Below are 13,320 nucleotides of genomic sequence, written 5' to 3' on the forward strand. Positions count from 1 at the left end.
GCCTTCCGGGCTGTCAATGCTTGCAGCCCGATCCTGCGCGTAGATCGTGCCGGCGCGCGCCGCGTCGGCGCCGCTGCGGCCTGGGGGCCTGCGTCACGGCGTCAGGTCGTCAGGGCGTCAGGTCCATTGCGTGCGCGGCGCCGCCGGCGACGGGGCGCCGCCGAACCGCGAGGCCGGCAGGAACTGCAGGAGCGCGAGCGCCTCGGCGATGTCGTCTTGGCTGATGAGGCCCAGGTACCTTTCACCGTCGTACACCGCGGCCACAGGGGCGCTCTTCTCGGACATGAGCCGCATCACGTCGTCGAGCGAGCGGTCGGCGTCCACGCGGGGGACGTCGCGCCGCATGATCCCGGCGACGTACGCGCCGCCCGCGCCCTCGGCGAGCGCGCGGACCACGTCGCCCCGCGTCAAGGCGCCGATCGGCTGCCCGTCGAGCAGGACCGCGAAGTCGGTCTGGTAGGTCGTGAGGATGTGCTCGGCGGCGTCGCTCACCCGATCGCAGGGCGACAGCGCGATGGCGCGCCGGTTGTAGGCGCGCCCGACGGGGACGACGCCGAGGATCGACCGCGCGCGCTCCGTGGTCCGCTCCTGCGTCGCGCCGAGGAACACGAGCACCGAGATGAAGGCGAGCACGAGGTGGCCCGAGAGCACGGCGAGGGCGAACAGGGCCACCGCGATGACCTGCCCGATCGCGGCCGCCGCGGAGGTCGCGCGCGCGGGGCCGATCGCCATCGAGAGGCCGGCCCGGAGCACGCGCCCGCCGTCGAGGGGCAGCGCCGGGATCATGTTGAAGACGGCGAGCGCCACGTTGGCGCCGAGGAGCCAGAGCAGCGCCGTGGGCAGCGATGGGCTCGCCCCCGTCCCGAGCGAGGGGAGCTCCGAGAGCAAGCCGAGCGCGCCGGTCACGACCAGGAGGACGGCGGCGAGGACCACGTTCACGGCGGGGCCGGCGAGCGCGATGAGCAGCTCGTGGAGCGGCTTCTGCGGGCGGCCCGCGAACATCGCGACGCCGCCGATGGGCAGGAGCAGGATCTCGCGCACGGTGAGCCCGAAGCGCCTGGCCACCAGGCTGTGACCGAGCTCATGCAGGGCCACGCAGGCGAAGAGCGCCAGCATCAGCGCGGCGCCGAACAGCGCCCCCCGGGCGCCGTGGTGGCCGCTCCACTGGAGCGCTCCGAGGGCGACGATGAGCCCGAAGGTCGCGTGCACGTTGACGTCGATACCGGCGATCCTGGCGACCCTGAATGACCATTTCATGGTGTCTGGCTCCTGCTGGATGCGCGCGAGCGGCGCGTCACGGCGCGGGAGAAGCCGACGACCGCGCGCGCCCGGCGGTGCGGCCGGGTGGCCTGGTCATGAGATCTCTCGATGCCTGCTCGACGATCCTCGGGGTTGTAAAGCAATGCGCGTACCGGATTTCACGGCGGCGGCGGGCCGGGCGGGCGGCGCGCTCCCGCGGCGCCTCGCCGCAGCGGGGCATTTCGCACCGGGCATTCGAGGCGGAGTGTTTGCGCGGGAACAGGGGGCAGAGCGCGCCCGGCCGAGGCGGGTGAGGGGCGGCGGCGCGGGCGGCGGGCGCCGCGGCGCGCGGAGCGGGGAGGAGGGGAGGCGAGGGCGACGCGCGGATTGCCCGGGCGCGGGAGGCGGTCTAGGACGGCGCAGGCGCGCGCGAGGGCCCTGCCATGACGCAAACCGCTTCGAGCACCGACCGATTTCCCCCGCAGATCAAATACATCATCGGAAACGAGGGGTGCGAGCGCTTCAGCTTCTACGGCATGAAGAACATCCTGACGTTCTTCCTCATCAACTACATGCTGATCCACGAGCACGTGGCCAAGGCCAACTACCACCTGTTCGTGAGCGCCTGCTATTTCTTCCCGCTCCTCGGCGGCTTCCTGTCCGATCGCTTCTTCGGGAAGTACCGGACGATCCTCTGGCTCTCGCTCATCTACTGCGCGGGGCACGCCTGCCTCGCCATCTTCGAGAGCAGCCCGAGCGGCTTCTACGCCGGGCTCGCGCTCATCGCCCTCGGCTCGGGCGGGATCAAGCCGTGTGTTTCGGCGCACGTCGGCGACCAGTTCTCCGAGGAGAACAAGCACCTCGTCAAGCACGTGTTCGCGCTCTTCTACTGGATCGTCAACTTCGGATCCTTCTTCGCATCGGCCCTGATCCCGAAGACGCTCGAGTGGTTCGGGCCGAGGGTGGCGTTCGGGATCCCCGGCGCGCTCATGCTGATCGCGACGGTCGTGTTCTGGATGGGGCGCGACAAGTACGTGCACGTGCCGCCGACCGGCAAGAACCCGCACTCCTTCCTTCGCGTCCTCTGGGATGCCGTCCGGGGCGGGCGCGGCGCGCGCGGCGCCACCGAGGGCGGGCACTTCCTCGACGCGGCGCGCGGGAGGCACCCGGAGTGCGCGGTCGAGGGCGCCAAGGCCGTCTTGCGGGTGATGACGATCTTCGCCCCGATCCCGGTGTTCTGGGCGCTGTTCGACCAGAAGGGGTCGACCTGGATCGTCCAGGCGACCCGCATGGATCTCGAGGTGCTCGGCCACAAGCTCGCCCCATCGCAGCTCATGGCGCTGAACCCGCTCATGGTGATGCTGATCATCCCCTTCAACACGATGATCCTCTATCCCGCCCTCGAGCGGCGCGGGGTCCGCCTGACGGCGCTCGGCCGCATGACGGCGGGCATGGCGATCGCCGGGCTCTCGTTCGTCGCGGTCGCCGCCATCGAGCTCGCGATGGGCTCCGGCGGCAGCCTCAGCGTGCTCTGGCAGGCCGGGCCCTACCTGCTCATCACGCTCGGCGAGGTGCTGGTGTCCACCACCGGCCTCGAGTTCGCCTATTCCCAGGCGCCGCGCGAGATGAAGAGCACCATCATGAGCTTCTGGAACCTCACGGTGACGGTCGGCAACCTGATCACCGCCGGCGTCGCGGCGCTCAACGTGTTCTCGGGCGCGATGCAGTACCTCTTCTTCGCGGCGCTCATCCTGCTCGCCGCGCTCGTCTTCGGCCTCCTCGCGCGGCGGTACGTGGTGGTCGACCACTTCCAGCCGAGGCCCGCCGGCGCGCCGCCCGTCCCGGCGGCGTGACGCGCTCGGCCCCCGCCGCGCGCGCGCGGCCCCGCCGCGCGCGCTCGCCCCGCGCCGCGCGCGCTCAGCCCGCGTCGCGCTGCTCCTCGTCCTCGCGCTCGGCCGGCTCCAGCGGGACGCGCACCCGCACGGTGCGGATCTGCCGGGGGCTCGCGTCGACGATGTGGAGCTCCGCCCCGGCCGGGGTCCTGAGGACGTCGCCGGGCGCGGGGATGCGCCGGGCGAGCCCCATGCACAGGCCCGCGACCGTGGACCAGCGCGCGTCGTCCGGCAGCTCGATCTCGAGCTGCCGGCTGAGCTCGTGGACCGGCATGTCGCCGGGCACGAGCGCCGACCCGTCCGGCTCGCGGCGGATCCCCTCGGTGGGGAGCGCGTGCGCCTCGTTCTCGCCGAAGATCTCGCCGACGAGCTCCTCGACGAGGTCCTCCATCGTGACGATGCCGATCATGCCGCCCTGCTCGTCCACGACGATGGCGAGCTGGAGCCGCCGCCGCTTCATCTCGGCGAGGAGGTCGACGGCCGGCATCGACGCGACCACGAAGTAGGCCGGGCGCAGGACGCTCTCCAGCGAGAACGGCCCGTCGCCCCAGAGGAGCGCGAGCACCTCCGGCGTCGTGACGTAGCCGATCACGTTGTCGTTCGACCCCTCGTAGACCGGCATCCGCGTGTGGCCGTGCTCCAGCACCGCGCGCTGGACCTCCGCGGCGGTCGCCTCGCGCGGGACCGCCACGACGCGGACGCGCGGGAGCATCACCTGGAGCGCGGTGAGCCCGGCGAAATCCAGGGCGCGGGAGGCGATCTCGCCGGCGCGCCGGTCGACCGAGCCCGCCTCGGCGGCGTCGTCGACGATCTGCTGGATCTCCTCGGGCGAGATGCGCGCCTCGACGAAGTTCGTGCGGTCGCCGAAGAGCCTCAGCACCAGGTTCGAGGTCGCCGTGAGCAGCCAGACGAGCGGGCGGGCGAGCGAGGCCAGGCCGCGGAGCGGCGGGCCGACGAGCAACGCGTACCGCTCGGAGGAGCGGAGCGCGAGCGACTTCGGGACGAGCTCGCCGAGGACGAGCGAGAGGAACGAGACGAGCGCGACCACCGCGGCGAGCGCGAGCTCGTCCGCGGCGTCCCCGATCCACGGCACGGCGCGGAGCAAGGGCGCGAGGTCCTGCGCCAGGGTCGACCCGCCGAAGGCGCTCGCGGTGGCGCCGACGATGGTGATGCCGATCTGCACGGTGGCGAGGAAGCGCTCCGGGTTGCCCCGCAGGCGCTTCACCGCGCGCGCCCGGCGGCTCCCCGACTGAATGAGCTGGTCGAGCCGCGTCTTGCGGACCGTGACGACCGCGATCTCGGCGCCCGCGAAGATGCCGTTCACGAGCACGAGCGCCAGGATGATGAGAATCTCCGATAAAATGATGGTCTCCTCCGAGGCGCTCCGGGGACATAGCGCGTCGCCCCTGGCGCGGCAGCGACGCGGAGCATGCACGGACAAGGCCGGCGAGCGATCGTCGCCGCCCGCGCTGCGATCCGTGGTTGCGCCTGTGATGGAATTTTCTGAAAGGGCTGGCGCGCCGGGGTGGCGGGCTGGGCGGCGGGGTCACACCGCGCCGGGCGGCGGGGTCAGGCCGCCTTGCTGGCCCGCCGGTCGCGCACCGCCTGGGCGAGCAGCTCGAGGACCGGCACCGTCTCGTTCCAGCCGAGGCAGGCGTCGGTGATGCTCTGGCCGTAGATGGGGAGCTTGCCCGGCGTGAGGTCCTGCCGGCCGCCCACGAGGTGGCTCTCGATCATGACGCCGAGGATGTCGCGCGAGCCGGAGCGCAGCTGGTCGGCGAGGCTCTCGGCCACGATCCGCTGGCGCGCCGGGTCCTTCTGGCTGTTGCCGTGGCTGCAGTCGACCATCAGGCGGCGCGGCAGGCCCGCCTTGGTCAGGCGGTCGGCCGCCTCGCGGACGTGCTCGGGCGCGTAGTTGGGCCCGCGCTGCGAGCCGCGCAGGATCACGTGGCAGGCCGAGTTGCCGCGCGTCGCCACGATCGCCGAGATGCCCTGCTTGGTGACGGACAGGAAATGATGCGCTTCGCGGGCGGCCCGCACGGCGTCGACCGCGATCTGCACGTCGCCCTCGGTGCTGTTCTTGAAGCCGACGGGACAGGAGAGCCCCGAGGCGAGCTCGCGGTGGATCTGGCTCTCGGTCGTGCGCGCGCCGATCGCGCCCCAGGAAATGAAATCTGCGATGAACTGCGGCGAGATCGTGTCCAGAAACTCGGTCGCGCTCGCGAGGCCGAGCTCGGCGATGTCGCGGAGCAGCCCGCGGGCGACGCGGAGCCCCTTGTTGATCGAGAAGCTCCCGTCGAGGTCGGGGTCATTGATCAGCCCCTTCCAGCCGACCGTGGTGCGCGGCTTCTCGAAGTACACGCGCATGATCACGAGCAGGTCGTCGCTCAGCCGGTCGCGCGCCTCCCGGAGCCGCGCCGCGTACTCCAGCGCGGCCTTGGGGTCGTGGATGGAGCAGGGGCCCACGACCACGATGATCCGGTCGTCGTCGCCCGAGACCACGCGCTCGGCGGCCCGGCGCGTGAACGCCACCGTCTCCGAGGCGGCGGAGCTGACGGGGATCTCTTCGATAAGGATCGCGGGGGGGATCAAGGGCCTGAGCCCTGCAATGCGAAGGTCGTCGGTCGAGTAGTACATCGTGAGGATGCCAGCATAGCGCGTCGCAGCGCGCTGCGATATGCCCCGACTGCCCGCGCGTGAAACGAAGGCATTTTTTCTTCCGGATCGCCTTCCGGTCCGTTCCGATCGGTCCGGGGCGGCGCCGGCCAGGGCTAGCCAGGTTTGGCCAGGTTTGAACAATTCCGGTCGGCCTGAAGATTTGCCTCGCTGGTGTTCGCGCGTCGTCGAGGCGCAGGCGTCCGGAACGCCCGGTCGCGGACGGCGCGGGGGGCTCGCGCGGGCGCGCCTCTGGTCGCGCCGGCCGCCTCGGGGCGCGCCGGCGGTCTCCGCGGCTCACGCGCCCGCGGGCGCGTGAGCCTGCTCGGCGCCGGATCTGCGGGCGAGCGGGGCGCTGCTCGGGGGCGTGCGGCAGGGCGCCGCCGGCCGCTTCGCGCTCGCGCGGGCGGAAGCCGCGGGCGGCGCCCGTCGCGCGGCCTTCGCGGGCCGCCGCTCGCCCGCGGCTTCCGCCGGCCGCGGCGCGGGCTGCCGTTCGCCCGCGGCCTTCGCGGGCCGCGGCGCGGGCTGGCCGGCGTGGGCCCCCGCGGTTCGCGGTGGCCGCGTTCGCTTGCGCTCGGCGCAGGGCTCCTCGATCAGCGCGCGCAGCGAGGCGATCGCGCGGGTGCGCCACTTGTACGCGGTCGACAGCGGGATCCCGTGCTGCTCGGCGATCGTCGTCATCGGCAGGCCCTCGATGTCGTGCTCGATGAGGATCCGCTGCTCCTCGGTCACCAGCGACCCGAGCCGCGACAGGATGAGCGAGCGCGTCTGCTCCGCGTCGATCTGCTCCTCGGCGTTCGGGCGCTCGTCGGCGACGCGCCGCGGGGCCTGCCAAGACGAGAGCTCCTCGCGCCGGTGGTGCGCCCGATCGCGGTAGTGCGCGGCCACGTGGACCGTGATCCGGTTGAGCCACCGCTCGGGCCGCGCGCGGAGCGGATCGTAGGTGGGGAAGCTCTGGTATCCGGCGAGGAAGACATCCTGAAGGATGTCGCTCCGGTCGCGGCGTGGGACCCCGAGCCGCTTCAGCCAGTTCCACACGGAGTCGTAGGTCTTCCCCCGAAAGAGCCGGACAAAGGCGCGCTGTCTATCCAGCGGCATCGACGGAGCGAGCGTGCGGTGCGGTTGTCCCATGCTCCCTTAGTTAGGAGGACCCGATCCCCCATCTCACAAAAAAGCCATGGCCCCTCAAAAATGATCTTCTGTGCGCGCGCGATCCCCCAACGACCCACCCCAAAGCGCCACGGACGGGAGCGGTGCTCTCCCGCTTCGGAGACGGGCCCACCTCGGCGTTTTCGGTGCTCGGCGTGCTGGAGCACGCCTGTGCGCCGAAAACGCCGATCTAGGCCCGTCTCCTGTGCGGGAGAGCACCGCTCGGCGGCGCGGGTCGAGAGGGAGAGAGGGGGCGGCGTGATGCGGTGGAGGGGAATCGCCGAGGGGACGGGGGGATTCAGAGATTTCCCTCGCGGGCGTCCTTGGTGGCTTGGCGGGTCAATTCATGCTCGCCTGACCAACGTCGTGGAGCGCAGAGGGGAGGGGAGCGGCTGTCGCGCGGGCGCGGAGCGCGCGGAGCGCCGCGTTCCTCTCGGCGGTGAGGCGGCCCGCCGGGAAACGCCGCCGGTGCTCGGCGAGGCGGCTGTTCGCCTCCGCGTAGCGGCCCTTCGAGAGCGCCGTGATCGCGCCGTCGATGAGGGCGCGCTCGGCGGCGATCTCCTCGTCGTTCGACGCGGCGGCACGCCGGCCGGCGGGCGCGGCTGCGGCGGCGGCGGCGGCCGGACGGAGCGCGGCCTTCCGGCCGGGGAGCGCCGCGCCGCCCGCTGGCGAGATCCCGGCGGCCGCGCCCGGGGCGACCGCGCTTCCGCGATCCCGCGAAGCGTCCGCCGCGGCAGCTGCGTGCGGCGGCGGCGCGGCGCCCGCGGACGGCGGCGGCGCGGCGCCGGCGGGCGGCAGCGGCGCGGCGCCGGCGGGCGGCAGCGGCGCGGCGCCCGCGGGTGACGGCGGCGCGGCAGCCTGCGTCTGCGGCGCCGCGACGGCGGCCAGGGCCGGCGACGCAGCATGGGCCTGCGGCGTGGGGGCCTGCGCCTCTGGCGCGGCGACGGCAGCCACGGCCGGCGCGGTCGAGGCGCGCGCATCGGCGGCGACCAGCGACGCGTCCGCGCGCAGCGCGCCGATCGCGATCGCGACCGCCGCGGCGGCGGCCAGCGGGGCCGCGGCGGTCGCGACGGCGTGGAGCGCGGCGGAGCGCGAGGCCGAGGCGGCGGCGAGCCGCCGCGGCGAGAGCGCGCGGCCGACCCGCGCGAGCAGCGAGCGCCCGATCTCGCGATCGGCGCGCGCCTCCTGGACAAGCGCGCCGGCGCTGACGGGGATGAACGCGAGCGCGCGGCCGCGCTGCCGCGCCTGCCAGCGGCGCATCGCCGCCTCGATGTCGACCCACGCGAGCCGGTGCCGGCTCCACGCGGTGCTCAGGGGGATCGAGAGCTGCTGGGCGATCTCGGCCATGTCGATCTCCTCGATCTCGTGGGCGACGAACACGCAGCGGCGCTCCATCGGCAGCTCCGCGAGCAGCTGGTCGAGCACGCCGCGCCGGTCCCGCGCGATGACGCGCTGCTCGGAGTCGGGCGTGGCGTCGGGCAGCTCCGCGAGATCGTCGAGCGACCGGAGCCGCTCGCGACGGCGGTGGGCCCGCCGGAAATGGTTCGACGCCTGGTGGGTCGCGATCCCCATGAGCCACGACCGCACGCTGCCCCGGCTCGCATCGAACCGCGGCAGCGCGCGGTAGGCGCCGGCGAGCACCTCCTGGGCGACGTCCTCGATGTCCTGCGCGCGCACCCCGAGGCGGGCGAGGTAGCGGGCGATGAACGAGAAGTGCTCGCCGGCGATGGCCGCCATGAAGGCGTGGGAAGGCTCCACGGACGTGCTCTTGCGTGACGGTGACCCCATGTCTTTCCCCCCTGGAGCGCGGCGACGTCGCCGCCGCGAAGCTGGTCAATGCGGCGCCCACGCCCCCCGAGCCACGGGAGCGCGCCGCGCGGGCGCCTCGCGCCGCGGATGCAGGTGGAAATCCACCCGGAAACCGACGAGCCCGCCGGACGCGGGCGGGGCCCAGAGGACACCCGACGGCCCCTCGATGCGGAACTCCGTGAGACGGAGCACGAGATCGCCATAGAGCTGCACGCTGATCCGATCCGAGAACGGCATCTCGACGCCGGCGCGCGGCCCCGTGGCGAGCCAGAGCGACGGCGTATCGACGAGCTCGATGTTGGAGCCGGATGTCTCGACGACCCCGATCGACACGAAGGCACAGGCGAAGAGGCGACGGATCTGGGAGCACGGGATCGCGCTCGCCGCCGCCAGCCAGGTCGTGACGAGGCCGCTCTTGTCGATCTGGACCGCGGCCGGCCATTGCACGTGGCCTTCCAGGCCGAGCGAGAAGGACGGATAACGGAGCGCGACGTGGAGCGCCGTCCCGGCGGTCGTGTCCGGCAGTATCCCGAACACCGCGGCGCCGGCGAGGCCGACGCTGATCCCGGGCCCCGAGGGGCGCGCCGGCGCTCCGGACGCGGCCTCGACCGGGGGCGCGGGCGCGGGGAGCGGGGCGGCCGCGGGCTGCACGTGGAGGCTCGGATCGAGCGCCACGCGGAGCGAGAGCGCCATGTTCATGATGAGCTCCCGGCAGTCGTCGTTGTAGGCGACCAGGTGCCGCGACCACGTGATGGAGCCCTCGGCGTCGTGGAGCTCCATCGCGGCGTGCACCTCCCGGCCCGGCCCACGGAACACGAGCGCTGTGGCCTGCAAAGCCGCCTCGGGCGCCACCGGGTCGTAGCCGAGCTGCCTGGCCAGCTCCTCGCGCAAGAGCCCCTCGTCCGGACAGCGCTCGGTCCCCGGCGCGCGCCGGTACTCGAGCTGCACCGCGGCGCGAGGCGGCGCGGCGGCGGCGCGCCAGGGCGTGAGCAGGGCCGCGGCCGCCGCGGCGAGCCACGCCGGCGTCCGGCGCCACGGTCGCCCTGGGGTCGCCGCGCCGGCTCCGGTGTTTCTTGCTGAAGGTGCTGACATGGTGCTCATCGCGGCGTGGTGACCGCTCGTTCAGGCCAGGGTTCGACGACGAGTGCGCTCCGTCGAGGAGCGGCCAAGGGGATCCGCTAGAAGGCGTCCACCGGGAGCGCGAGCCCCAGGCCGACCACCCCGGAGAGCGGCGGAACCCGCCATACCTCTTTGCCGTTCACCCAGAGCGATGGGCGGCTGTGGTTCGTGTGCAGCTCGACGAACCCGCGCAACGACAGATGCTCGGAGAACCGCCAGTCGCCGGCCGCCCGCAGGCCGATCGAGCTGATCCAGGCCTTGCGCGCCTGGATGGCGACGCCGGGATCGCTCGTGATCTGCAGCTCGCCGGCGTCGAAGACGGCGCACACCGACAGGACCCCGCGATGGCCGCAGATGTCGAGCGTCGGCATCGCCAGGCTCGCGTGGACCAGGACGCCGTCCTCGAAGGTGTCCGCCAGCGAGGTGAGCATGCGCGCCTCGACGGCGATCGACAGGGCAGGCCAGCGGAACGTCGTGGCGAACGAGGCCCCCCCGGCGAGCGCGGGCAGGAGGCCCGTCGCGAGCAGCGGCGACGCGGACAGCTCGCCGCGCAACATGTCGTCTCCTTCCTGCATGTCCCGTCGCGGCTCATCCGTCTCCCGTCGCGATTCAGACCGAGGCGTATCCGCGTGCACCGGGGCCGTTGCCGTGACGACAGCGACCATGACGGCGCAACCGGCGCGTGACATCGGCGTCCCGGCTAGGGTGGGATCTGTGCCGCGCCGCGCGGAGGGAACACCCCGACCCGAAGCCCCCCGCTGCCTCTCATCCGGCCACTACACCTCGACATTTGCCCCCTCCTCAAACGTCTCCGGCGCCCGTGGGACAGTGCACCTCTGCCGCGTGGCGGAGGCGGGCTCGACGTCACCGCTCCCACGTCGTGATCCTGTAGATACCGACTTTGGAGCGCACGTAAAGGCTTTTGTGCGCGCACCCGATCGCCTGCAACGCATTGTGTTTTCGTTTTTAAATTTCTCCCTATCGAGAGATTTTTGTCGGACCGATCGAACCCTGCACTGAGGATCTTCATCTCCGCGACATCGGGTCTGGTTGCGCCCGACCCTGGTTCAGGGAGAGCCCGCGTCGCGCCCCGGGCGGTGCCGGCGCCGCCGCTTCGGCGGGGGCGCGCCGCCGTCACTCGTTCTCGCCCGGACGCTTGTCCGGGCGCGTCTGGCAGCAAAACGTGGTCGCACCGGTGAGGGTGATCCCGCCTCGCAGCTCTCCGCCGCTCGGCTCGCAGTGGCCGGGCTCGTTGACGTGCAAGACCGCCTTCATGCTCTTGGGCTTCATCCCGGGCACCGGCGCGAGGCATGCCGGGTCCACGCCCGACGTCGTGTCGGTGGCGAGCAGCGCGCTGCACGCCTCGTCCTGGAAGGAGAGGAGCGTCAAAGAGCACTCACCGCCCGTGGGGGGGCCGCACTCGCAAGGCGAGCAGTGGCGATCGTCCACCATGCCGTCGTAGAGGACGACGTCCTCCGGGTAGTCCGGCGGGCACGTCGCCTCGCCCGCCCCGAGGTGCATGATGCACTGCGAGAACGCGTGATCCAGCGGCCGATCATCGACCGGAACGCACCTCTTCGGAGCCATGCAGGTATCTTCCGGGAGGATGCCAGAGCAGGCTTTCCCGGAGCGATACCACCGCGAGACGATGCGCGGCACCGGGGGGGGCTCGACGCTGGGCTCGCACGGCGTCATCTCGGGCGCGCCGAGCAGGAGCGCCTTGCGATCGCTCGCCAGCGCCTCGCTGGGCACCACGCAGGTGCCGCCCTGGATGTTCCGGGCGTCGTGCCGCGAGAGCTCGATGCCATCGCACCTCAGCGAGGCCGCCGTCCTGAGGCCGTCGGGCAGGGCGCACGTTGGCTCGCTGCACCGGCACGGGTCGCACACGAACGGGAAGTCAGGGGTCTCGTAGCCCACATACACCGTGCTCGGGGCGCTGTTGGGGCACTGCGGCTCATCCGTCGTCCTGCCCACCCAGAGCAACGCAGGGCCGTCGAAGCCCTCTGGAACCGGGTTGACACACTGGCCTGCGCACGTGCCGCATTCCTCGATGCACGCGTCGGGGTCGAGCTCCGTTTTGCAGTGTTCCGCGCACGTATGATACGTCCCGCCGCCGAGCATCTCGCAGCCTCCGAGGCACGCGGCGAACAGCAGCGCAAGCGCGAGATCGGTCCTCTTCATGAGACCTCCTTTCGGGTAGAGCTCGCAGCCCCCGGCTTACTACAAATCCGGAGGACGCCGTCGAAAACGAGCCGCGCAGCGCGAGGAATGGCACCGCTGGACCCATTGCGGATCGAGTGAGTGAATTCTAACCGTTTGTGAAGATAGGCAGTTTTTTGTTCGCGTGCGGGATGGACCGGCACCTGCGCCGGCGCAGCGACGCACTTTGTGAAATGAAGACTCCCTACCTCCCGTAAGCTCTCCGCGGCGGCGCGCAACCTCGCACAACCGCGCGCATCCACGCGCAACCACGTCGTTCGCCGTCGGCGCGCGGGCCGCCTCACCTTCCGGTTGCCAGGCGGAGAGCCGCGCACCCTCTGGTCGTCTTGCGCCCGAGCGCGGCCGCCGAAAGCCCTCGCGGAGCGCGCGCTTGCTGCGTTAGGCTCTGCGTCCTGATGAGTGGGGATCCACCCGATACCGAGCCTGCGCTGCATCCGACGGCGACCCATCCTCAGGAAGACATCGGCGGCCGGGGGGCGCCGTGCGGCGCGCCGGTCCCGTCCGCGACCGTCGAGCTCTCGTCCGGGCGACGTTACGAGATGGAGGCGGCCGCGGCGGGCGATCGGCTGATCGTCCGCGGGAAGGACGGCGAGATCGTCCTGCAGATGGAGGTCACCGACGCCGGTCCGGTGCTGTCGTTCGCGGCGCCCGACGGCGAGCGCCCCGGCGCGCGGCGGGGCCCCCGGAGGGGAGAGTCGTCCGTGCCCCCGCGGCGCGCGGCCTCGCCGCCGCTGTCCGCGATCGTCCCCCTGTCGAGCGGGAAGGGCCAACCCGGGGAGGGCGAGGCCGAGGAGCCCGTCGCGGTGCCGCGAGCCATGCCGCTGCCCTCGATCAAGCCCCCGCCCGAGACCGAGCTGATGGAGCTCGACGGCGGCAACGCGCGATCGGGGGTGACCCTCCGGCGCCCGCCCGGCGAGGCCGGCGCGGGCAGCGCCCCGCCGGCGGGCGCCGCGGCCCCCGACCCGGTCGCGGCGCAGGACCCTCCCGGCAAGCGAGGCGCGCTGCCCTCGCTCAGCCTGCAGCAGTACGCGGCCCTCTGCGCCGAGTCGTCGGTCGGGGTGGCCTCGTCGTTCGATCGGGCGCTCCTGCGCCACGGCATCACGGACCGGGACCTGTGGAAGGCGATCGATCGCAGCTGGCAGGACCGGCTCGAGCGCGAGCCGATCCTCACGCTGCGCTGGATGGAGCTCACGACGCGCTACCGCGAGCACCTGACGCGCCGGTAGAGCTCGCCGGG

10 protein-coding genes are annotated in these 13,320 nt (G+C 72.6%); 2 read left to right on the plus strand and 8 right to left on the minus strand.

The window, feature by feature from the left end:
• Window positions 1-117: 117 nt before the first annotated feature.
• Complete coding sequence (locus tag WME98_RS39305; RefSeq protein WP_437946835.1) at window positions 118-1,257, minus strand: site-2 protease family protein; 1,140 nt, start codon at window positions 1,255-1,257, stop codon at window positions 118-120.
• 425 nt (window positions 1,258-1,682) lie between these two features.
• Here WME98_RS39305 and WME98_RS39310 point away from each other — a divergent pair, with 425 nt between their 5' ends.
• Complete coding sequence (locus tag WME98_RS39310; protein WP_437946836.1) at window positions 1,683-3,092, plus strand: POT family MFS transporter; 1,410 nt, start codon at window positions 1,683-1,685, stop codon at window positions 3,090-3,092.
• Window positions 3,093-3,156: 64 nt separating this feature from the next.
• On the opposite strand, the gene WME98_RS39315 is transcribed toward WME98_RS39310, so the two are convergent.
• The 7 genes from WME98_RS39315 to WME98_RS39345 all read right to left on the minus strand — a co-directional run bounded on the left by WME98_RS39315 (window position 3,157) and on the right by WME98_RS39345 (window position 12,044).
• Window positions 3,157-4,566 carry a hemolysin family protein gene (locus WME98_RS39315; protein WP_437954070.1) on the minus strand — a complete coding sequence of 470 codons (1,410 nt, stop codon included), beginning with the start codon at window positions 4,564-4,566 and terminating at the stop codon, window positions 3,157-3,159.
• Between the two features lie 134 nt (window positions 4,567-4,700).
• Window positions 4,701-5,768 (minus strand): 3-deoxy-7-phosphoheptulonate synthase, encoded by a 1,068-nt coding sequence (locus WME98_RS39320; protein WP_061622412.1) that lies wholly within the window; start codon window positions 5,766-5,768, stop codon window positions 4,701-4,703.
• 315 nt (window positions 5,769-6,083) lie between these two features.
• Window positions 6,084-6,917 carry an RNA polymerase sigma factor gene (locus WME98_RS39325; RefSeq protein ID WP_437946837.1) on the minus strand — a complete coding sequence of 278 codons (834 nt, stop codon included), beginning with the start codon at window positions 6,915-6,917 and terminating at the stop codon, window positions 6,084-6,086.
• A gap of 357 nt (window positions 6,918-7,274) precedes the next feature.
• On the minus strand, window positions 7,275-8,693 hold the full coding sequence (locus WME98_RS39330; RefSeq protein ID WP_437946838.1) for an RNA polymerase sigma factor: 1,419 nt from the start codon (window positions 8,691-8,693) through the stop codon (window positions 7,275-7,277).
• A 75-nt stretch (window positions 8,694-8,768) separates the two neighbouring features.
• Window positions 8,769-9,836, minus strand: coding sequence for a hypothetical protein (locus WME98_RS39335; RefSeq protein WP_437946839.1), 1,068 nt, complete (start codon window positions 9,834-9,836; stop codon window positions 8,769-8,771).
• An 86-nt stretch (window positions 9,837-9,922) separates the two neighbouring features.
• Window positions 9,923-10,438, minus strand: a complete 516-nt coding sequence (locus WME98_RS39340; protein WP_437946840.1) for a hypothetical protein — start codon at window positions 10,436-10,438, stop codon at window positions 9,923-9,925.
• Between the two features lie 559 nt (window positions 10,439-10,997).
• Window positions 10,998-12,044: a hypothetical protein gene (locus tag WME98_RS39345; protein ID WP_437946841.1), complete on the minus strand. Its 1,047-nt coding sequence runs from the start codon at window positions 12,042-12,044 to the stop codon at window positions 10,998-11,000.
• A gap of 434 nt (window positions 12,045-12,478) precedes the next feature.
• Between WME98_RS39345 and WME98_RS39350 the strand changes: the two genes are divergently transcribed.
• Window positions 12,479-13,309 (plus strand): hypothetical protein, encoded by an 831-nt coding sequence (locus tag WME98_RS39350; RefSeq protein ID WP_437946842.1) that lies wholly within the window; start codon window positions 12,479-12,481, stop codon window positions 13,307-13,309.
• Window positions 13,310-13,320: the final 11 nt, after the last annotated feature.

It is taken from the genome of Sorangium sp. So ce296, assembly GCF_051529605.1.
GTDB classification, from domain to species: domain Bacteria; phylum Myxococcota_A; class Polyangia; order Polyangiales; family Polyangiaceae; genus Sorangium; species Sorangium cellulosum_D.